Here is a 21,391-nt window from a genome sequence, read left to right on the forward strand (position 1 = left end):
TTGGGCCGCATCCATATTAATTTCGAAGTGTTGAATTCGATTTCTAGCCTTGCGATTCATACAAAACATTTCTTTTAATTATTAAAGAAATTAAAGTATAAAGGAAAGGTCTCAATCTTTACGCCCAAAAAGGAACGTAGGCGGCATGTTTTTTTGATGTACTTGTTGCATCTTTTGGTTTGATTAGGCCAGTTTCCAACGTCTCGTATATGATTCGGGAAGCCATTGGATAGTTGGTTTCTGCAATCACAAATCTTTTTCTTACCGTTTGATTTGTCATCGTAGAATTACTGACATAAAGCAAACAACAATGTTGGTAACATGCTCTTATCCTATCGTCTTTCTCCATCTTAGTGAGCTGCATGTGTGCATACAGAGTGACCCGTGTGTAATCCTCTCCGCGCTCAAATTTGGCGGCGGGAAGTTGGAATGCTTCAATTTGGGATACTGCCCGATCAACACCGCTTCCCCTTTCTTCACATATTTTAAGCCGGCGTAATAGTGATGCCATGCTTTCATTTCTTGACTTGGGAGGTGTATCTATGAACCTGTTAGTGTCGACAAGTGGAACTCCGGGATTGGTAATTTCAATTCGATCCGTATAAATTTCAATTAACACACCTGTTCCTAAAATTGAAAAGTCCTGGTGAATTAAAGCATTGGCAACAAACTCTCTTATGGCAACCTCCGGATACATTTTAAATTCACGGCGTAGCGCGCTTTCAATCACTTCGTTTGTGGGAAGAAGCCCCATAATATAGGTTATCAAGCCTTCAAAGCCACTTGCATAACCTCTTTTGCCTTCTATTTCATGGATAGCATGAAGTTTATTAGTACCGTTATATTGGATCACCCTTACTGCCTTACGGGAAAGGTTCTTAAATGTTACAATATTGCGGGCAAATGTTATTGCGCCTAAATTTGTAATATCCCAGGTGCCATTTTCTGATTCCTTTACAATATCATCACTAGCGAGTGTTTTCACAATGGCAGTATTGCCATTAGGGAGTGGCCGATTATATAGACGGAAATAGCTGTCAAAATCGATTAAATTGATTACGGTTTCTGTTGTTTGATTAGGAAGTGCTATTTGTTCCTCAAATGTTTGCCCTTGGGACAAGGCTATCAAATTTTTCACTTCATTTGGCGACATCTTAACAGTCTGTCCGGCAGAACGTGTATAACTATCCCATATTGTTTTACCACGCGGGAAAACGGGTTTTGCCAGGTTTTCTGGTATGTGTACGATCAGCACTGGTTGATCCCCGACGAGAAGTACAATATGGTCAATTATAACCGTTACTGAAAGGTTATTTCTGGCAATTTGACCTAACTGCTGAATGATTTCATCGATCTGGTTTTTGCTTATGCCTATTGGAATCCCATCATTATTAATTCCAAATGCTAAGAACCCTCCCTCCGGAATATTTGAAAATGCAGATATATGTTGGGCTAACCGCTCTGTTTTGTTCGAAAGGCCTGATTTCCAGTCAATTTCATTGAGTTCGCTTGGAACCGGGTGTAAACTTTTGTCTAAGAGGCCAAAGGCCCTATTTTCCCATTTCTTCATAGCCAGTTACATAACCATTACATAATTAAATAATTGATAATCAAAGTTTTATTTTGAAAATCAACCAACAGGTGTAATTCCAGTTACATAAAAAAATTGAGTTATTAACAAATATGAATAACAGCAAATAACCTGCTTGTTGTTGAACCAAATAAAGGTAAGCCTAAAGACGTTAAAAAGTAGACATTTTCATGACTGGAAGCCTAAGAGGTCTTCACAGTGGCTTAGGCTGTACTTCTTAATTTATATAAATGGCACTAGAAAAACAGTTTGCTTTCTCTCCTATTTATCTTTTCTGCTGTGTCGCAGCTTTTGCTAGTAATCCTATGGAGCCATGTACCATTATGTCATACCACAAGTCCTCACTAAAAATCATTAGTCGACAATGATCGGAGGAGGTATTAGAAAATGGCTGAACGGCAACTGGGTGCATTTGGTCTACAGAGGTGAATAGCATGAAGCTGAATCTGTCAACAATCAGGCAATACGGATCTTCAGTTTGAGGAGCCATCAGAACATTAGCTGATTCATCTTTAAATGACCGTGCACTTATCATAGAATATGGGAGAAACATCGAAGGACCTGTAGTTTCAATTATTTTTTGAAAGTCAGTTCTTGATGTTGCCTTAAATCTCATTAGCTCCTGTCGTAACATATCTTCGATGTCATCAGCTATTTTAAAATTATTGAATAGCCCGTGATTGGAGATGCTGGCTCGCCAAAACAACGAGTAGACAAGTAATCTAACAACCAATGGATTTGCAGTGGAACAATCCACAACGTCGAGAAAGGCGTTCTTTGTAAGTTTATATTCTCCAACACCAACTTTTTGCGGCCAACTGGAGAAAGCCCCACTAACCAATTGTTCCAGCACACTAAGATAATGCTCACATTCCTCGCAGAGAATGTAATTTTCTTTGGCCGAATCCTGAATTGTTTTTGGCCTTTTATCCATTGCGGTGTCGCTGCTTATCTCGAATCCCTTTCGAGGTTTACCTCTGGGGCCGAGAAATCCAGTTGAAATAAACCTGGAATAAATATGCGAATTAGTTTTTGTGGCAGGATTAACTTTGCATGATAAACATGGATCTGTTGGGCTACGTGTGTTCATGGCTTTAAATAAACATTATCAATATAAACAACAACAACGACATGTCGCAGAGAACACGCTGATGAACGTAAAAAATACTAAATGCTATCTCTGAAAGCCAAGACCTTTTGCAGTCAGAAAGGTTTCTGTGAATCAGGCTGTAGGGCTTTTAGCTCGGATGGCATTCGGGTGAACATGGAAAAGGCAGAAGTAATATTGGATTTCCTTTATCTCGTAGCAAAAACATATAACACGCAAAAAGGACACAATGACTGTCGGGAACTAGAACCCACAAGATGAATCGAACACCCGTATCAGCAGTCTATTAACGTTTTATTCCAAAACAAATCAGCAGTTGAAAAATCTCTGAGTAAAACTCAAACAACATTTTCGTTAAAAAAACCGGAAGTAATAGGTTGTAAATCAATATGTTTTGCTCAAAAAAAGGAAACAATCAAAAATGACTATTTCCTTAAGCGGAGACGGCGAGATTCGAACTCGCGATACAGTTTCCCGTATACACACTTTCCAGGCGTGCTCCTTCAACCACTCGGACACGTCTCCGTAATTTGCTTCCCGCCCGGCGGGCCGCAAAAATACAATATTCAGGCATTACTTGCCGAATATTTTCAAAGCATTTGCTGTGGTTATTTCTGCAATCACTTCAGGCCGCACCTGGTATACATCTGCCAGCTTTTCAGCTACATAGGTCAGGTAACTGCTTTCATTGCGTTTGCCCCTGAAAGGTACCGGCGTAAGGTAGGGCGCATCGGTTTCCAGCACCAGGCGTTCGAGGGGTATTTTCTCCAACGCTGCAGGCAGTCCTGCATTTTTGTAGGTAACCACTCCGCCGATGCCCAAATAAAGGCCAAGGTCAACAATCTGTTTCGCAGATTCATAGCTGCCGCTGAAACAATGAAAGATGCCCCGCAAACCCTTTGCAGCAAAGGGTTTCACTGCTTCAATGGTTTCCTGCATGGCGTTGCGTGTATGTATTACAATGGGCAGCTTTCGGTCGAGCGCCCATTGCATCTGCCGGTCAAAAGCTTCGTATTGCTGGGCAGTGAATGTTTTGTCCCAGTAAAAATCCAGTCCAATCTCACCAATGGCTACAAACGGGCGCTTATTGAGCCATTCCTCAACCAATGCCAGCTCTTCGAGGTAGTTTTCTTTTACATAACACGGATGTAATCCCATCATCGCAAAAAATTCTCCCGGGTGGGCAGCTTCGAGCTCAAGCATCACATTATGACTTTCACTATCTATCGCCGGTAAATAGAACCGGGTAACGCCAATTTTTTTTGCGCGGCTTATTGCGTCTGCTATATCGTTTTTGAATTCATCTCCATATAAATGACAATGTGTATCTATGATTTCCATGCTGCAAAATGCTTTTTTTTAATGAAAAAAAGCAGCAAAAAACCGTAACTAACCTGTTTTTGCTTAAAATTCAATGCAAATACATTGAAAATATTTATATATAAATTTTGAAGTCACAACATCAACGCTTATTTTTGATCAGTTTTCATAGGGTACGGATTAAAAACGGGCTGAGGTCTCCACCTCGGCCTTCATTTTTTTAGTACTTACCTATAAAGATTTGAATTGATAGCCTTGTTTTTTTAACGCTTCCAGTACGCCTGGCAAAGCATATTGCAAACGGTTCCATGCCTTGGTACTATCATGAAAAACAACAATACTTCCTGGCTCAACATTCAGCAACACATTCTGCAAACACTGCTCCGGTGAAAGCTTCACATCAAAGTCGCCACTCAAAACACTCCACATAATAATCCTGAAACCATTGGCACCTGCTTTAACACCTGTGTGTAACCCGCGCACAGCGGCCTTTTGCAGCAATGTTGTCTGGAAACGGGTGATACGGCCATACGGTGGCCTGAACAAATCAGAATCGATGTATTTCGCGGCTTCGAGCACATTGCTGAGGTACTGTTTATCGCCGGTCTTCCAGCCGTTTACATGGTTGTGTGTGTGGTTGCCTACCGCATGCCCTTCGGCAATTACCTGGCGATAGATATCGGGATATGCCACTACATTTTTCCCGATACAGAAAAAAGTACCCTTCGCATTGTATTGTTTCAGCTGTGCTAATACAAATGGGGTAGCCTGTTCGTGCGGACCATCATCGAATGTGAGATAGATTGTTTTTTCGTCAGCCGGCATTTTCCAGGTCAGCGAGGCGTACCACTTGCGCAGCAGCCAGGGAGTTTTAACGAGATACATGCGAGGTTATTTGAATTACAAAGAAACGAACGATTATTTTTGCACCCTATGAGTAATGCAAAAAAAGTACGTGTTCGCTTTGCCCCCTCGCCAACCGGCGGTTTACACCTGGGCGGCGTGCGCACCGTGTTGTTCAACTACCTGTTTGCCAAACAACAGGGCGGCGATTTTATACTGCGTATTGAAGATACCGACCAAAGCCGTTTTGTTCCCGGCGCTGAAGAATATATCACTGAAACACTCCGCTGGTGCGGCTTAAACCCGGATGAAAGTCCTGCACAGGGTGGTCCGTTTGCACCCTACCGCCAGAGTGAGCGCAAAGCCGGTTACCTGCAATATGCAGAACAGCTGGTGCAGCAGGGTAATGCCTATTATGCATTTGATACCCCGCAGGAGCTGGAAGATATGCGCAATAACTACAAAACAGCTGAAAATCCATCCCCCCAATACAACCATGCTCTGCGCAGCAAAATGCGCAATTCTGTTTCATTGGGTGAGGAAGCGACCAGGGAGCTGCTGGCCAATGGTACGCCTTATGTTATCCGCATTAAGATGCCGGAAAACGAAACCGTGCATTTAACCGATATGATACGCGGTGAAGTCAGTTTCCAGACTTCACAGGTAGATGATAAAGTATTATTGAAAGCAGACGGGATGCCCACCTATCACCTTGCTGTTGTGGTAGATGATTACCTGATGCAGATTACACATGCCTTCCGCGGGGAAGAATGGCTGCCTTCCGCACCTGTGCATGTGTTGGTATGGCGTTACCTGTTTGGTGAAGAAAACATGCCGCAGTGGGCGCATTTGCCGCTTATTCTGAAACCCGATGGCAATGGCAAACTCAGCAAACGCGATGGTGACCGGCTTGGCTTTCCTGTGTTCGCAATGAACTGGACCGATCCGCGCAGCAATGAGTTTACACAAGGTTTCCGTGAAAGAGGCTTTTTGCCAGAAGCATTCGTGAACATGCTGGCTGTACTGGGCTGGAATGATGGCAGCGAGCAGGAACTGTTTACGCTGGACGAGCTGGTACAAAAATTCTCGATGGACCGTGTACATAAAGGCGGCGCCAAATTCAATTATGAAAAGGCGAAATGGTTTAACCAGGAGTGGATTAAGAAACTGCCGGTTGCTGCATACCAGCCATTGGTAAAAGACATACTGCAGCAAGCAGACATCAACATTGCGGATGATGCATTGTTAACAAAGGTGCTGGAGCTGGTGAAAGACCGCTGCACACTGCTGACCGATTTTGTACAGCAGGCGGGCTTCTTCTTCAAACAGCCGGAAACCATTGATACGGCTGCCATTAAACCCAAATGGGATGATAAAAAGCAGCTGTTCTTTGTTGAGTTAATCCGCGCCTATGAACTGGATGCTTCGTGGGAACACGATGAGCTGGAAAAAATATTCAAGGAGATAGCAGCCGCTCACCAGATAAAACCGGGCGACTTAATGATGCCGCTCCGTGTGATGCTGGTAGGTGGCAAGTTTGGTCCGGGTGTGTTTGACATTGCTGTGCTGATTGGCCGCGACAACACCATCCGCCGCATTAAACATACACTGCAGCTGTTGCAGCAGGCATAAGCTGGCAGCAGTTTTATATGAATGGCACCGGTGGTCGAACAGATTGCCGGTGCCATTTTGTATATTGGCCAACCAAACCTTTATCAATGAAAAACGGCAACCGGCTGATACTGCTGCTCGCGATCATCAAGTTTATACTTCCTTACCTGCTGCAACACCCGGTTTATGAGCCGCATCGTGATGAATTTTTATACCTGGCCGAAGGCAATCACATGGCCTGGGGCTTTATGGAAGTGCCACCTGTATTGTCGGTTTTCGCATGGCTCACGAAGGCATTCGGTAACTCTATATTCTGGATCAAGTGCTGGCCCTCGCTGTTTGGCGCACTCACTTTTGTGCTCACGGCACGCATAGCGGTATCGCTGGGTGGAAAATATTTTTCCATACTGCTTTGCTGGCTGCCCTTTGTACTGGGCGGTTTCCTGCGTGTGCATTACCTGTTTCAACCCAATGCGCCTGAAGTATTCTTCTGGACACTGATGGCCTTTAATCTCATCCGTTATACAGAAACCAATGCCAGGCGTTTTATATATGGATTTGCCATAGCTGCTGCGCTGGGCATGCTTACCAAATATTCCGTGGCGTTTTATATCACGGCATTGCTGGGTGGCTTGTTGCTTACACGCCAAACACACATCTTCAAACAACGCACCTTTCTGTGGGCTGCCTTGCTTGGCTTTCTTATTTTTCTGCCCAACCTGCTGTGGCAATACAGCAATCATTTCCCCGTGGTTTTCCACATGAGACAACTGCGCAAAACGCAGCTGCAATACATCGCCCCTTCCACTTTTTTAATAGAGCAGCTGACCACCCATATCCCTGTTTTCTTTGTGTGGATGGCCGGTTTGTGGTGCACGCTGTTTACCGCAAAGGGAAGGCAATACCGCTTTATTGGTGTGGCATATGTGATTGTACTGGCATTGCTGCTTGCCGGTCATGGCAAGGGCTATTACGCGCTGGGTGCGTACCCTGTGCTGTTTGCTTTTGGCGCATGGCATCTCGAAAATTTCACTGCTGCTAAACTCAAATGGCTGCGGTATGCAATGGTGGTAGTTACGGCAGCATTGGGTTATGTACTGTTGCCCATTGCATTGCCGATGCTGCCACCAAAAGCACTGGCGGCACATTATGAAAAGCACCATACGGCGCGCTATGGTGTGCTGCGGTGGGAAGACCTGGAAAATCATCCGCTGCCACAGGACTTTGCTGATATGCTGGGCTGGGAAGAGATGGCGCAGAAATCGGCCAGGGCCTGGCAACTGCTCAGTGATGAAGAAAAGAAACATACCCTGTTTTTCTGTGACAATTATGGCCAGGCCGGTGCTGTTAATTACTACCGCCGCAAGTATGGCCTGCCGGAAGCGTTCAGCGATAATGCGAGTTTTGTATACTGGCTGCCAGATAGCATACACCTCACCAATGTGCTGCTGATCACGGATGACAAGCAGGAGATGCGGCACCCGTTTATACACGATTTTCAAAGCGCTGTTGCGGTAGACAGTGTGATGAACCCATATGCCCGCGAACAGGGGGATCTTATTATTTTACTTAAGGGTGCCAATGAGCCTTTCAACCGGTTCTTTGCAGAGAAGATCAGGAAGGCGAAGGCGCGGTAGGAAAATATCGTTCCAATGGTTTAATTGTTCAAGCGTTCAATCTATGTCGGGCTGGCCTGATGGTTGTATGGTTTGATCGTTTTTATAGTTCCGGGAGGGTGATGCGTTTGCGCATGGATATTACGCGGATGAGGACTACTACCACTACGCAAATGAAGAGATCTGCCTCGTCGCCTATTTTGTAATGTTGCAGGGCAATGTATACACCGCCACCGATGGCGCTGGCTGTGGCGTACAGCTCACCGCGGCGAAGCAGGGCGGGAACGTTGTTGCTGATAATATCTGCAACAAAGCCGCCGAATGTTGCGGTGATAACACCCATGAGTACTGCATACAGATCGTTTATGCCATGTGCAAGGCTGCGTTCAATACCTGCTGCTGTAAACATGCCCAAACCGATGGCGTCCGTATAAAAAACAATGCGCTGGAATTTATTGAAATTGGGCTTGAACAAAAAGGTGATAATTACTGCGCCTGTTACCAGGCTGAAAGCAAAATAATCGTTGATCCAGTTGATGGGGCGTATGCCAATGAGCAGATCACGTACCGTACCGCCACCGTAAGCGGTTACAAATCCCATTACACAACCACCGAATATATCCATCCGGTGCGTTCGGGCTTTGAGCGCCCCGGTAACTGCAAAAAAGAAAATACCGGTGTAAATAATCAGGTCAACCAGCTTCATACTTTGTTATCTTCGGTTAATCATAAAAGTAATGAACTATGCCATATCAAACATTATTAACCGGCTTAAGCGATGGAATATTCACCATCATTATTAACCGCGCTGATAAACTGAATGCGCTGAATACAACCGTGATGCAGGAGCTGGGTGAAGCGTTTGATGAAATATATGCCGATCCCGCAGTTAAGTCTGTTATCATTACCGGCGCAGGCCCCAAGGCTTTTGTTGCAGGTGCAGATATCAGTGAGTTTGTTGGCTTGTCTGTAGCCGAAGGCAGCGCGCTGGCGCAACGCGGTCATGATTTGTTTTTTAAGATAGAACGTTGCCCTAAACCGGTGGTTGCCTGTGTAAATGGTTTTGCACTGGGCGGCGGTTGTGAACTGGCCATGAGCTGTCATTTCAGAATCGCATCTTCCAACGCAAAGTTTGGTCAGCCAGAGGTAAACCTTGGCATTATTCCCGGTTATGGCGGTACGCAACGGCTTACCCGGCTAATTGGCAAGGGCCGCGCGATGGAGCTTATTTTAAGTGCCAATATGATTGATGCTGCCACTGCACTGCAGTACGGACTGGTTAACTATGTAGTGGAGCCGGAGCAGTTAATACTGAAAGCCCAGGAGCTGCTGATCACAATTAACAGCAAGGCACCGCTGGCGCTTGCAGCTGCGATTAAAGCCATTAACGCCGTGTACGATGAAACAACAAACGGCTTTGAAACCGAGGTGCTGGCTTTTGGCGATTGTTTTGCCACGGAAGATATGAAGGAAGGCGCCAGCGCTTTTCTCGAAAAAAGGAAAGCTGTTTTTACGGGTAAATAAATAAGAAGTCCCCGCACCTTTACCGGAACGGGGACTTCTTATTAAATCGTTTTGTAAGCACTTTGTGCGTTATTCAATTACAAGCAGCCAGCCTTTGCCTTTGGCTACCGGCAGGGCATTTTTGGTGAAATCGCCGGCCTGCTGAAAACCTTCGATGGCTGGGGCGGTGATTCTGGCTTTGGCGGCATCAATGCCAAGCGCTTTCCAGTCAATATTCAGCTGTACTTCGGTATCTGCATCAGCCCAGCTGGCGATGGCTACCATGGCCTTGCCGTCTTTTTTATATACGGTTGCCAGTACTTTACCGTTGCTGGTTGTAACCGGGCAATTACCGCTCCAGTAGCCGATCATGGCAGATTTTTCCAGGCCGAAAGATTGCCACAATTTCCAGAGGGGACGGGGATCGTTTACGTTTGTCCAGCCCAGTCGGTTGGTCATACCGTAAATCATGCCGCGCCATGGGTTACCGCCGTCCTGCAGCATTTCGCCCATCAAACCGAAGGGAATGCCGCTCACTTCAGTTAAGAAGAAATCAGGGTTGTTTTTGTTGTAATCGAAGTATTCGCCGTACCACAAACGGTTGAGGTATGGGAAATGCTCCATGTATAAATTGGCGCTGTTGTTAAAGCCATCACTGGGGTTGTATTGATTGGCTGAATGCAGATCAATAATGCCGGGGTGACCATTGTTGGTGAGCACACGTTTGATGCGTTTCATGGTAACACGGTCGAACGCCACATCATCGAGGTAAATACCATCGATGCCTACGTTTTGCACCAGCCAGTTCATGCCTTCTACATAATAGTTGTGCCAGCGGTTCATGCCACTGTTGATGATGGCAGCATCTTTTACTTCGGGCACAAACCATGCGGCGATATAATCACTGCCCACATGCTCCTGCAACCAGGTAAAGCCGCCACCCTTGCCGGGTGAATATACTTCATGACCCAGGCTGCGCAGTACAGGTAATTCGTAAGTGTGATTTGAGAGTTCGCGGATGGTATTGTAAATCTTCACCTTTAAACCCTTGCTGTGTGCTTCATCGATGTAGGATTTCATCTGCTTCCATTCAATAAACGGATAGTTGATCCAGGGATTGATGGGTGTGCCGTGGTGAATGTTTACAACTGTAGCGCCAGTGGCTTTGATGGTATCGAGGTTATCGTATTTGTGGTAGAAACGTGTACTCCACTGGAAGTCGGTATTGATGGCATGGAACGGCGTAATGAGCAGGTTGAAATTATAGTACAACACCTCACCCTTTTTCATGTTGCGTGCACCGCTGTATGCATTTACCAGGATGGCCTTTCCTTTCTGGAAAACATCGATACCGCCCTTGTTGCTATTGCCCCATGAGGTGGGCAGCAGCAAAGGTTTCTGCAGGTAGAAGTTGGTATTGAGTGGGCGCACATAATGTTCATCGCGCAGGGAGAATTGCAGGCCGGCATTTACACTGCCGATCCATGCACCGTCCTGGTTTTTGTGTGCCACATCCCATTTCCATTGAACGGTATCAGGCCTGTTGCCGCCTTTTAAACCGAGGCCCATTAAGTATTTCGATGCATCGGGCTGCATGGGCAGGTGCAGGTTGATATCGTTGAGCTGTACATCGTTCAAAGCGGTGAACTTAACGCTGTAGGCAACAAAGCCATCAAACTCCATTGTTGCGCTTACCTGCATTTCGAGAGCTTCGGAAGTACTGGTGGCTTCCCAGGCTACTGTGCCCGGCTCGCGACGGGTGAAGGTGAAGCCATTTGTTTTCCAGTGCAGGAAGTTCTTGTTGGCAGCATCGGTAAAATGAAAGTGCACCGGTTCGGTAAACAGGTTATTGGGTGTGCTGCTGACGCTGGTCATTTCAGGGGTGAAGAAAGTCTGTATTTGTGCAGGGAGACCATCTTTACCAATTTTCAGGTTACGGCCCAGCAGGTTGATTGTGCTGTCTTGTATGGCCAGCGGTGTGTAAGGAGCGATTACCGTATTTTCCTGTGCCATGGCAGAGTTGAGCCACTTAACACGCGTCATGTTTTCCGGTGTGTTTACACCGCCATTAACGGCTGTGGTATTGCTCACGGTTAACTGCAGCTGAATGGTTGTTGCGGGCATACCATCGCATTGCACGGTAGCAGTGCCTTTGTATACTCCGGGTGTTGCAGCGGCGGGCACATCTACCCCACACCATAAAGGTTGTATGTCGTGTGCGGCCACCTGTACGGTTTGTTTGAATGGTTTGCCATCGTACTGCAGTCCGGTGGTATTGATGCAATCTATTTTATCGCTGCTGATAACGGCGCCGCCAGCGGTTTTGAGATCAGAGAACTGAACGTGCACGTTCTGCAATTGCTGCAGTGCATACACACCGAGCTGGAACGCGTAGTAAGCACCTTTGTCGCTTGTACCGCTGAGTTGCTGCTGTACGCCTGATTTTATCCAGCGGTAAGGCAGATCGGTTTTCATTTTAATGGCATGCAGCCTGTCTTCGGGGAACACCAGGTAAGCCTTGCCGGGATATTTCGCCAGCAGCTGTTGGGTTTCAGCGGCAGTGGCAATTACCTCCATGGGATAAAAGCTGTTGAAGGCATTGATAGCCTGCAATTCTTTCACAGTTGCGGCAGCTGCGGTGTTTTTGTGCAGCTGGTTAAGCCAGGTGGCTGAAGCAGTGGTATCCGCCTTTACATACACACCACGCGGGTAGTTGCTGCGGCCTTCATTTTTATAAGGCAGGTAGTACACATAGTAAGTGCCTTTGCCCTGCACGGGCTGGAAATAAATATCCCCGGCTTCGCGGGTAATATTTTCAGTGAACACATTATCGATACGGTGATTTTGTGCGTCGGTAACAATGATTCTTTTCAGCTGTGGATCATTGTCGTTACGGCGCCAGGCAATGTGTGCATGTACAGCATTACCGGGTGCAGCCACCTGCAGTACTATGCGGTGGTTGCCGAGTGAATCAGGATTCCAGGCATTGTTGCCGTTGGTATAGTGCAGTTCCTGCGCCATTACCGTGCCGCTGCAGACAGTTGCAGCGAGCACAACAGCCAGCCTGTTAAAACCTTTGGTAGATAGCATAAGTGAAATATTTCTGAGCGATATAATGTTAAGGTAGTTGCGTAAAGTCAATTTGCGGAGCGCCGTCACCAGCACCGGGTTGTATTACCAGCGGTGTATTCAGCACAGTGTTGTTGCTGAAAAAGCCGCAGTTGTGCAGGTAGAAAGCATTGCCCGCTGTACCGCCGCCATAGTCCATACGGTAACCTTTTTGCGCGGTGGCATCACCGGTAAATTTCGCTTTGCTGAGTGCTATCCACTTACCATCGCTGGTTTTTACCCACTGGTTATGGTACAGTGCCTTGCGGGTAAGATACCCTGTTTCGGGCTCAAAATTCTCGAGAAAAGAATGCAGGTGTTTGAGCCAGGTTTGGGTATGCGGGCGGCTGAAGCTGGCGATGAGTTGCCATTGGTTACGTTCGGGTGCAAAGAAGTAAGCAGTATAAGTAGTCCGGTCGCTATCGCCGGGTTGGGCATGCAGCAGGAATTTATAGCTGTTGCCTGCTTTCCAGTTGAAGCGCAGGTAACTTTGTCCGCCCGAACCTTCGTTGCCAAACTCACCGGCATGTACGCCATCACCTTTTTTCAGCAGGCGTATTTTCTGGTCTTCCGGGATAGCAGCCGGATCATCGGTTTTAAAGGGGCTCCATACCGAAAACAGGATGCGGCGTTCGGTGGCAGAGTTTACCTGCATGCCGAAATAGCCTTCTCCAAAACCATTGGCCATATAATAAGAGCCGATAACATCATTGTCTTTGGGAACCGTGATCTCGTTGTAAAACCATTCTGCATTACCCTGTACCTCGCTGATATCGTAACCGAGATGCACGGAGGGACCGCGGCGCCCCCAGTAAAAATAATTGCCTTCATTGTTTTTTACATAGTGCGCCTGTGCATCTACCGCTGTGCCGCCTATGCGCCATTGCAACAGGCTGGCGAACACAGGGCCTGTTTTGCTTACGCCCTGCATGTCGATTTTCACGTAGCCCGCGCTGTCGATATCCCAGCTGCCCAGTGCATATTCTTTGGCGGCATTGTCTTTTAGCGTAACCGTGCGGGAATTTTTACCGATAGTGCAACGCACCACCGATTGTCCCTGCGGTACCTGCAGGGTGGCAAACAATTGCAGGCTGCCTTTGCGGCTCACTTTAATATACGTGCTGAAAACAGTGGACGATTGCTGCCAGTTTTCCCAGCCCTTGCCGGTGACTTCGGCTTTATCGCCCTTGACTGTTGTGGTTACAAACGAGTTGCCGCCTGGCGGAACGATGACTGCGGAAGTATCTGATTGTGCAACCACTGCGCCTGCAAAAAGCAGCCAGCTACATAGCTGGAGCATGGTACGGGTAGCCTGTTTCTTCATCCGTTAAAAATAGCAACAGCACCCTGTTTGCGGCGCAGCCGGTGAAAATATTGAACAATCGTTTGCGGAAACCGGAAATACTGTAACGGTTGCACCAAATATGTACCCTGCTGCTACCCCATGTTTCCCGTTTTCTCACCTACCTTTGCCCTCAAAATAAATCAACTGTATGGACTATCGCATAGAAAAAGATACCATGGGTGAGGTAAAAGTGCCTGCTCATGTTTATTGGGGTGCGCAAACAGAAAGAAGCGTTGAGAATTTTAAAATTGCGCAGGACATTAACAAGATGCCCAAGCCAATTATCGAAGCCTTTGCCTATCTGAAAAAAGCAGCTGCCCTTGCCAATGAAGAGCTGGGTGTGCTGCCAAAAGAAAAAGCTGAACTGATTGGCGAGGTGTGCGACGAAATTCTTGCCGGTAAACTTGACGACCAGTTTCCGCTGGTGGTTTGGCAAACAGGCAGCGGCACGCAGAGCAACATGAACGTAAATGAAGTAGTTGCCTACCGCGGTCATGTACTGAAAGGCGGCCAGCTGACAGACAAAGACAAAATACTGCACCCGAATGACGATGTGAACAAATCACAGTCATCCAACGATACCTTCCCTACGGCCATGCATATTGCGGCCTACAAAATGCTAGTAGAAACCACCATCCCCGGTATTGAACGCCTGCGCGATACGCTGGAAGCCAAAAGTAAAGCGTTTATGCAGGTGGTGAAAATAGGCCGTACGCATTTTATGGATGCCACCCCGCTTACACTGGGCCAGGAATTCAGCGGTTATGTATCGCAGCTGAACCATGGCTTAAAGGCCATCAAAAATTCGCTGGCGCACCTCACGGAGCTGGCACTGGGCGGCACTGCGGTTGGTACCGGTATTAATACCCCCAAAGGTTATGATGTGGTGGTAGCCCGCAAAATTGCCGAGCTTACCAAACTGCCTTTTGTTACAGCTGAAAATAAATTTGAAGCCCTTGCTGCACACGACGCCATTGTAGAAGCCCACGGCGCACTGAAAACCGTAGCGGTAAGTTTGATGAAAATAGCGAATGATGTGCGCATGCTGAGCTCAGGCCCGCGTTCGGGTATCGGGGAAATCTTTATCCCTGATAATGAACCCGGTTCATCTATCATGCCTGGTAAGGTAAATCCCACGCAATGTGAGGCGCTGACCATGATTGCTGCCCAGGTATTGGGTAACGATGTAACCATCAATATTGGCGGCGCTACCGGCCATTTTGAGCTGAACGTATTTAAGCCGGTAATGATTTACAACTTCCTGCACAGTGCCCGTTTAATTGGCGAAGGCTGTGTAAGCTTTAATGATAAATGTGCAGCCGGTATTGAGCCCCTGCACGAAAACATTAAAAAACACGTTGACAACAGCCTGATGCTGGTAACCGCGCTCAACACCAGGATCGGTTATTACAAAGCTGCTGAAATAGCGCAGAAAGCCCATAAAGAAGGCACTACGCTGAAAGAAATGGCAGTAAAACTCGGCTACCTTACCCCTGAAGAATTTGACGAGTGGGTAATACCCGCTAAAATGGTAGGCGAACTGAAATAACCATACAAGCGATTTTTATAACGGGCTGCGTCTGTTCCTCCGAACGGGCGCAGCCTTTTTTTTAAATGAACAGGTACTGCTGTCAACTGTTTGCAGGCTGCAATTGTTGATCTGTTGTTGTTTGGAGCAGTTTTTGCATTCTCCCCATATTATACATCTGCAAACCACCGGGTACCTTATGAAAATTGCATTCTTTTCTACCCAGCCCTATGACCGGCATTTTTTTGATTGCTACAATGACCCGTTTGGTTTTGAGCTGGAATATTTTGATACACCGCTTAACAGGAACACAACCGGCTTAATCAGCCAGTGCGAAGCGGTGTGCATTTTCGTAAACGACCATGCAGACGCCGCGACCTTGCAGCAGCTGGCAGACAAAGGCGTAAAAATCATTGCACTGCGTTGTGCGGGTTTTAATAATATAGATCTCGGGGCAGCAAAGACGCTGGGCCTGCGCGTATGCCGCGTACCGGCCTATTCGCCCGAGGCCGTAGCTGAACATGCACTGGCCATGATACTGACCTTAAACCGTAAAACACACAAGGCGTACAACCGTGTGCGGGAGCAGAATTTTGCCCTCAACGGTTTGCTGGGCTTTGACATGCATGGCAAAACCATTGGCGTGGTAGGTACAGGCAATATAGGTAAGGCATTTTGCACTATTGTGCAAGGTTTTGGCTGTAAAATGCTTGCGTTTGACCTGGTGGCTAACCGGGAGCTGGAGCAGCTGGGTGTTGAATTTGTGCCGTTGATTGATTTGCTGCAACAGAGTGACATTATTTCCCTGCACTGCCCGTTAACCGATCAAACACGGCACCTGGTAAACACAGAAACTATGGCGCTGATGAAGAATGGCGTGATGATCATCAATACCAGCCGTGGCGGTTTAATTGATACCGCCAGCGTGATTGAAGGATTGAAAAGCTGCAAAATCGGTTATCTCGGCATTGACGTATATGAACAGGAGGAAAAGCTGTTTTTCAGGGATTTGTCTGACGATATCATCCAGGATGATATGATACAGCGGCTGATGAGTTTTCCGAATGTACTGGTTACAGCGCACCAGGCTTTTTTTACAAAGGAAGCGCTTACACAAATCGCCCTCACCACCTTAAAAAGCATAGATGAATTACACAGGGGAAACAATTTAACCCAAAAGGCAGCGTTATTAGTGTAAGGGTCATCTTTTCAGTAATCCAATATATTTTCAGGAAATCCAATGTAGAACAGCATCCCGGAGCTTTTCCGCAGTGTGCTGCAGTGTAGTAAAAATATATGTGCTATGAAAAATTTGTTCCCGATCAGCGTGGTCGTATTTGTGATGGTGTGCTTTTTAGTGTCGTGCTCGAAAGAGAAAAGTTATGAAAGCGGCATAAACGGCATACCCTCCAAAGGTGCGCTGTCAAAGGATTCCCAGGGCAATTGTCTTTCCACCATCACACACGGCAGTTATGTTACCGGCAAAACTTTAAACCGCGACAGTAACTATGTTGAAGTACAGGTAACTGTTACGCAAACCGGTTCTTATAAAATAAGTACTGACAGCCAGAACAACATGATCTTCTCCGATTCAGGCTACTTCGCTGCTACAGGTGCGCAAACCGTTAAATTAAGAGGTGCGGGCAAACCCATACTCGCCAACATTACCGACTTCACCGTATCGTACGACAGCACGGTGTGCAGTTTCAGCGTTACGGTTAAACAAGGCACTACAGACAGCACGGGCACGGGCGATAGTTCAATTAACCAGAGCGATACTGCATGGCATTTTGCAGACGCCAACCTGTCGAAACAATACAATGGTTATATCGATAAAATGGTGATCTATGATTACGTTACAGATACGGTTACCTATAAACTCATGAGCATTGTGGGTTACCCTGCAACCAACTACGATACGGCATTTCAGCTGGCTATACGCCTGCCCAACGGTGTTATTGAACCGGGTATATATGATAACAGCACCGGCGCCACTTTTAATTATGTAAAACAAGATGGTGCCAATGGCTTTACCTATGTGTATGCTGCTGATGGCACCAATTCTACAAGTGTATCGGTAACCATTGAATCGTATAACGCCACTACACACGTGGCAACCGGCACCTTTACTGCTGAAGCCAGTTATGTTTCAACAGGCAACAATACCATTACCGGGCGGTTTACCGGGTATGTATCATCACAGTAATGTCTTCCTTTCAGCCTTACCAATAGAGGGTCGCAAATAAAAAGGTTGAAGCTTCATTCATTGCTTCAACCTTTTTTATAGTCAGTTTATTTTACTGCTATCGTTATTCCGCATTCAGTTTTTTAATCAGGTTCACTTCATCCTGGCGGTACGCTTTACCATCTTTGTAGAAGATATCATGAAACCATTGTACAGGCTCGCTTCCATCGGGAATGGGAGTATCCCATGCGTAGATGGTGTTGGTTTTTCCTGAAACAAAGCCCCAGTTAATGGCGCCCACGTGTTCTTTTTTCAGCATGGGCAATATGGTGTAGAAGGTGCTGTTGCGCGGACGGGCCATGTATTCTGTGCAGATTAACGGGCGGCCTGTTGCTTTCAGCAAATCAACCACGCGCTGGTGCCAGGGCAGTTCTTCATAATCGTGGTAAGTGATTACGTCTGAATTGGCTTCCTGGAAAGCGTTCAGGTTTTTGAGATCCCATGCCCACAAACCGGCGCTTACAGGCTGATCGGGATTTACGTCTCTTGCCCAGCTGAACACTTTGGTGAGCAATGGCAATGAAGAATCACCTTTGCCGGAGTTACCGGGTTCGTTATACAAATCCCACAGCAGAATGCGTTTGTCATGCGCAAAAGTGGTTAATACGTCTTTTACATATTTTTCCAGGTCAGGAAAAATGGTGCTGTCTGCAGAAGCGGGCTGACCGGGATCCTGTACCCAGCCTGAGTTGTGGATGCCGGGTTTGGGTGCAGGCTGTATGCCGGGTTTGGGAGTTTTGTTCCAGCAGTCATCAAAAAACACAAACAGGGTTTGAATATGATGTTTATCTGCAATAGATAAATACTGGTCTACTCTTTTTTTAAATCCGGCGGGATCCTGTTTCCAGGCTACATTGTGCAGGAACACGCGCATGGTGTTAAAACCAATGCCTTCGGCATAACCCAATTCCCTGTCAATGGTAGCTGCATCAAAGGTTTCGGCCTGCCACATTTCGAGCTGGTTGATGGCAGTGCTGGGGATAAAATTGGCGCCGGTTATCCATTTGTGTTGCTGGTACCAGGCATTGGCTTTTTCGGCAGACCATACTTTGGCTTTTTCGGGCGCAGGCTTTCCGGGTTTGTCACCGGCATGCGCAGTAAGCGTGGCAAGCAGGGAGCACATATAAATGCTCCGCATCAGATGTTTCATTCTAGTTGTTTTTGGTAGTAGTGCCTGCAATATAATACGGGCAGGTTGCCCCGCCCGTATTTTTAAATGTTTTTTCGACATTTATTTTGAAGAAGATGGCAAATTCAGCTCTGCACCTGCTTTAACAGGCGTGCCGAAATCGGGCATGCCGTCTGCTTTCCAGGTGAACGGCTGCATGCGTGGAGAGCGCAATCCGCCGCAACCGTCACCGGGATGGCTGTTGGCATGGTACAGAATCCAATCCTGTTTGCCGTCTGGTGATTTAAAAAAAGAATTATGTCCGGGTGCGTATACCTCGTTTTCGGGAGACTGTTTAAATACCGGCTCGCTGTGTTTTGACCAGGAGGTGGGGTCAAGAATATTGCCTTTGCCATTGTAGCGTAGCAGTCCGAGTGCGTAAAAATCAGTCCAGCAGCCGCTGGCAGAATATACTACAAACAGGTTGCCCTTGTGCTGCAGTGCCTGCGGGCCTTCGTTTACATCAACATGCGGCGGATTGCTGCTGGCACCGAGGTCACCATTTTTCTCCCAGCTGTATTCTGGTGAAGACAGTTTTACGCGGTTACCCTCGATGGTCCAGGGATTGCTCATAGCGGCAATGTATATGTCCTGGCGGCCGTTGGTATCGCCTTCCCAGCCACTCCAAACCATGTACAGTTTGCCTTTAAACAGGAACACATCCCCATCAATCGCCCATTTATCGGACGGGTCGCTAACCTTGCCCCTGAACGTCCATTCGCCTTTCATCGGGTCGTTGCCATTGTTCTCGAGCACGTACATGCGGTGGTGGTCGTTGCTGCCATCATCTGCTGCAAAATAGGCGTACCATTTACCATTCAGTTCCATTACCTCGGGCGCCCATAATTCTTTGCTGTAAGGCATTCCCTGCGGCGGACGGTACAATACCGCATGTTCGGCATCTTTGAGGTTGCCGAGACTTTTGGTTTTCCACAACTCAACGCTGTGACCGGTAGTGCTGGTGTAATAGTAATAGCCGTTTTTGTAGAAGCTGTACGGATCGGGCCCTGATGGCAGAATGGGATTGGTAAACGTTTGCTGCGCCTGCACAGATGCAGTGGAAAGGCAGGCAGCAAAGGCAAGCAATTGGATTAATTTCATAATGCTGATTATAAAGTGTGTGCTGTTGCCTGCTCAAAATACTGATTACTGCGAATTTTGAAAAAACAAAAGCCGCAGTGCATGAACACTACGGCTTTTGAAAAATGTATATAACAATTTACGTTACGGCTATTTAAGCGGTGCCTGCTGTTCATTGAGCGTGACATGATCCAGCGGTGCGGCTGTTTTTGCCGGTGCAGGGAAAAATTTCTGCTGCCAGATAACAATGGCGATTACACCTACCGAAATAGATGCATCTGCCAGGTTAAACACCGGGCTGAAGAATTCAAACTCATCACCACCCCAGAAAGGAAACCACATGGGATAATGGGTGTTGCGGATGATGGGAAAATACAGCATATCCACCACGCGGCCATGCAGGAAGCTGGCATACCCGCCGCCTGCAGGAAACAGTTTGGCAACATTCTGCATAAATGGATCGCTGCGTTCGAAGATCATTCCATAAAAAAGACTGTCGATGAGATTACCGAGTGCGCCTGCATAAATTAAACCGGCGCAAATAATAAAACCTTTGTGGTATTTTTTACGGATGAGGGTGCGCAGGTAGAAAGTACCGAATATAACGGCCACGAGCCTGAACAGGGTGAGCACGATTTTTCCGAAACCGCCGCCGAACTTCCAGCCCCAGGCCATGCCTTCGTTTTCTACAAAGTGCAACCTGAACCAGCTACCCAGTACTTTGTGCTCTTCGCCCACGTAGTAATGGGTTTTAATATAAAACTTTAATGCCTGGTCTGCGAACAATACCAGCAAAATCAAAAAGGCCAGTTGTTTCCCTTTCATCTCAGCCGCTGTTTATTTTTTTCGTTTCAAAGATAGGAGAATTGCCCGAAGTTCAATGGTTGTATAAATTGGGCTGGTATGCGAAATGATGCGGGTTACAGCGAAAATCTGTTGAAATGGCGTTAAAACTGTTTTTGGGTTAAACGCCTGGTGGCAATTGGTATCCAAACCGGCAAAGCAAAACTATGAAACGATTGATGTTACTGTTCTGCGCCGCTGCCATCACCCTGTTTGCGGTGAGCTGCGCACCTTCTGCCGTAGTTGTTACAGAACGTCCTGCACCACCGGTTTATGTGCGTCCTGCACCGCCCCGCCCCGGTTACATATGGGTAGAAGGCGAATGGCGCGCACGCAGCGGCCGTTATGTTTGGCAAAATGGTTACTGGACCCGCCCGCATGGCTCCAGGCAATGGCATGGCGGCCATTGGGAAAAAGCCCGCGGCGGCTGGTACTGGCAAAATGGCTACTGGCGCTAACGGGTTGAGAATGATAAGCTTTTA

Annotated in this window: 17 protein-coding genes and 1 tRNA gene; 7 read left to right on the forward strand and 11 right to left on the reverse strand. The window is 47.0% G+C overall.

Going from position 1 to position 21,391, the window contains the following annotated elements; genetic code table 11:
* Window positions 1–118 precede the first annotated feature (118 nt).
* The 5 genes from DXN05_RS01495 to DXN05_RS01520 form a co-directional block, all read right to left on the reverse strand.
* Window positions 119–1,570, reverse strand: coding sequence for an ATP-binding protein (locus DXN05_RS01495; protein ID WP_116845439.1), 1,452 nt, complete (start codon window positions 1,568–1,570; stop codon window positions 119–121).
* A 286-nt stretch (window positions 1,571–1,856) separates the two neighbouring features.
* Window positions 1,857–2,525, reverse strand: coding sequence for a hypothetical protein (locus DXN05_RS01500; RefSeq protein WP_116845440.1), 669 nt, complete (start codon window positions 2,523–2,525; stop codon window positions 1,857–1,859).
* 612 nt (window positions 2,526–3,137) lie between these two features.
* Window positions 3,138–3,224 (reverse strand) — tRNA-Ser (locus tag DXN05_RS01510).
* Window positions 3,225–3,272: 48 nt separating this feature from the next.
* A complete protein-coding gene (locus DXN05_RS01515; RefSeq protein WP_211329956.1) occupies window positions 3,273–4,040 on the reverse strand; it encodes a TatD family hydrolase in 768 nt (255 codons plus the stop codon).
* A gap of 210 nt (window positions 4,041–4,250) precedes the next feature.
* The gene (locus DXN05_RS01520; protein WP_116845442.1) at window positions 4,251–4,904 is read right to left on the reverse strand and encodes a polysaccharide deacetylase family protein; all 654 of its coding nucleotides are present in this window, start codon (window positions 4,902–4,904) and stop codon (window positions 4,251–4,253) included.
* 48 nt (window positions 4,905–4,952) lie between these two features.
* Between DXN05_RS01520 and gltX the strand changes: the two genes are divergently transcribed.
* Window positions 4,953–6,494, forward strand: coding sequence for a glutamate--tRNA ligase (gene gltX / locus DXN05_RS01525; RefSeq protein ID WP_116845443.1), 1,542 nt, complete (start codon window positions 4,953–4,955; stop codon window positions 6,492–6,494).
* Between the two features lie 86 nt (window positions 6,495–6,580).
* Window positions 6,581–8,110: an ArnT family glycosyltransferase gene (locus DXN05_RS01530; protein ID WP_158559098.1), complete on the forward strand. Its 1,530-nt coding sequence runs from the start codon at window positions 6,581–6,583 to the stop codon at window positions 8,108–8,110.
* Window positions 8,111–8,192: 82 nt separating this feature from the next.
* On the opposite strand, the gene DXN05_RS01535 is transcribed toward DXN05_RS01530, so the two are convergent.
* On the reverse strand, window positions 8,193–8,795 hold the full coding sequence (locus tag DXN05_RS01535) for a trimeric intracellular cation channel family protein (RefSeq protein WP_116845445.1): 603 nt from the start codon (window positions 8,793–8,795) through the stop codon (window positions 8,193–8,195).
* A 38-nt stretch (window positions 8,796–8,833) separates the two neighbouring features.
* Here DXN05_RS01535 and DXN05_RS01540 point away from each other — a divergent pair, with 38 nt between their 5' ends.
* A complete protein-coding gene (locus DXN05_RS01540) occupies window positions 8,834–9,613 on the forward strand; it encodes an enoyl-CoA hydratase/isomerase family protein (protein ID WP_116845446.1) in 780 nt (259 codons plus the stop codon).
* 69 nt (window positions 9,614–9,682) lie between these two features.
* Here DXN05_RS01540 and DXN05_RS01545 read toward each other — a convergent pair whose 3' ends face one another.
* Both DXN05_RS01545 and DXN05_RS01550 read right to left on the reverse strand, forming a co-directional pair.
* Window positions 9,683–12,682, reverse strand: coding sequence for a glycoside hydrolase domain-containing protein (locus DXN05_RS01545; RefSeq protein ID WP_245975087.1), 3,000 nt, complete (start codon window positions 12,680–12,682; stop codon window positions 9,683–9,685).
* Between the two features lie 28 nt (window positions 12,683–12,710).
* Entirely contained in the window at window positions 12,711–14,024 is a 1,314-nt protein-coding gene (locus DXN05_RS01550; protein WP_116845447.1) for a DUF3472 domain-containing protein, read from the reverse strand.
* 169 nt (window positions 14,025–14,193) lie between these two features.
* On the opposite strand from DXN05_RS01550, the gene fumC reads away from it, so the two are divergent.
* The 3 genes from fumC to DXN05_RS01565 all read left to right on the forward strand — a co-directional run bounded on the left by fumC (window position 14,194) and on the right by DXN05_RS01565 (window position 17,779).
* Window positions 14,194–15,594, forward strand: coding sequence for a class II fumarate hydratase (gene fumC, locus DXN05_RS01555; RefSeq protein ID WP_116845448.1), 1,401 nt, complete (start codon window positions 14,194–14,196; stop codon window positions 15,592–15,594).
* A gap of 178 nt (window positions 15,595–15,772) precedes the next feature.
* Complete coding sequence (locus tag DXN05_RS01560) at window positions 15,773–16,771, forward strand: 2-hydroxyacid dehydrogenase (protein WP_116845449.1); 999 nt, start codon at window positions 15,773–15,775, stop codon at window positions 16,769–16,771.
* Between the two features lie 105 nt (window positions 16,772–16,876).
* Window positions 16,877–17,779 carry a hypothetical protein gene (locus DXN05_RS01565; protein WP_116845450.1) on the forward strand — a complete coding sequence of 301 codons (903 nt, stop codon included), beginning with the start codon at window positions 16,877–16,879 and terminating at the stop codon, window positions 17,777–17,779.
* 103 nt (window positions 17,780–17,882) lie between these two features.
* Here DXN05_RS01565 and DXN05_RS01570 read toward each other — a convergent pair whose 3' ends face one another.
* From DXN05_RS01570 to DXN05_RS01580, 3 genes are all read right to left on the reverse strand, one after another.
* Entirely contained in the window at window positions 17,883–18,968 is a 1,086-nt protein-coding gene (locus tag DXN05_RS01570; RefSeq protein ID WP_245975088.1) for a glycoside hydrolase 5 family protein, read from the reverse strand.
* 81 nt (window positions 18,969–19,049) lie between these two features.
* Window positions 19,050–20,087 carry a glycoside hydrolase family 43 protein gene (locus DXN05_RS01575; protein ID WP_116845452.1) on the reverse strand — a complete coding sequence of 346 codons (1,038 nt, stop codon included), beginning with the start codon at window positions 20,085–20,087 and terminating at the stop codon, window positions 19,050–19,052.
* Between the two features lie 129 nt (window positions 20,088–20,216).
* Window positions 20,217–20,891, reverse strand: a complete 675-nt coding sequence (locus tag DXN05_RS01580; RefSeq protein ID WP_116845453.1) for a lipoprotein signal peptidase — start codon at window positions 20,889–20,891, stop codon at window positions 20,217–20,219.
* A gap of 185 nt (window positions 20,892–21,076) precedes the next feature.
* On the opposite strand from DXN05_RS01580, the gene DXN05_RS01585 reads away from it, so the two are divergent.
* A complete protein-coding gene (locus DXN05_RS01585; RefSeq protein ID WP_116845454.1) occupies window positions 21,077–21,367 on the forward strand; it encodes a YXWGXW repeat-containing protein in 291 nt (96 codons plus the stop codon).
* Window positions 21,368–21,391: the final 24 nt, after the last annotated feature.

This window comes from Deminuibacter soli, from assembly GCF_003412455.1.
Classification (GTDB): Bacteria; Bacteroidota; Bacteroidia; order Chitinophagales; family Chitinophagaceae; genus Deminuibacter; species Deminuibacter soli.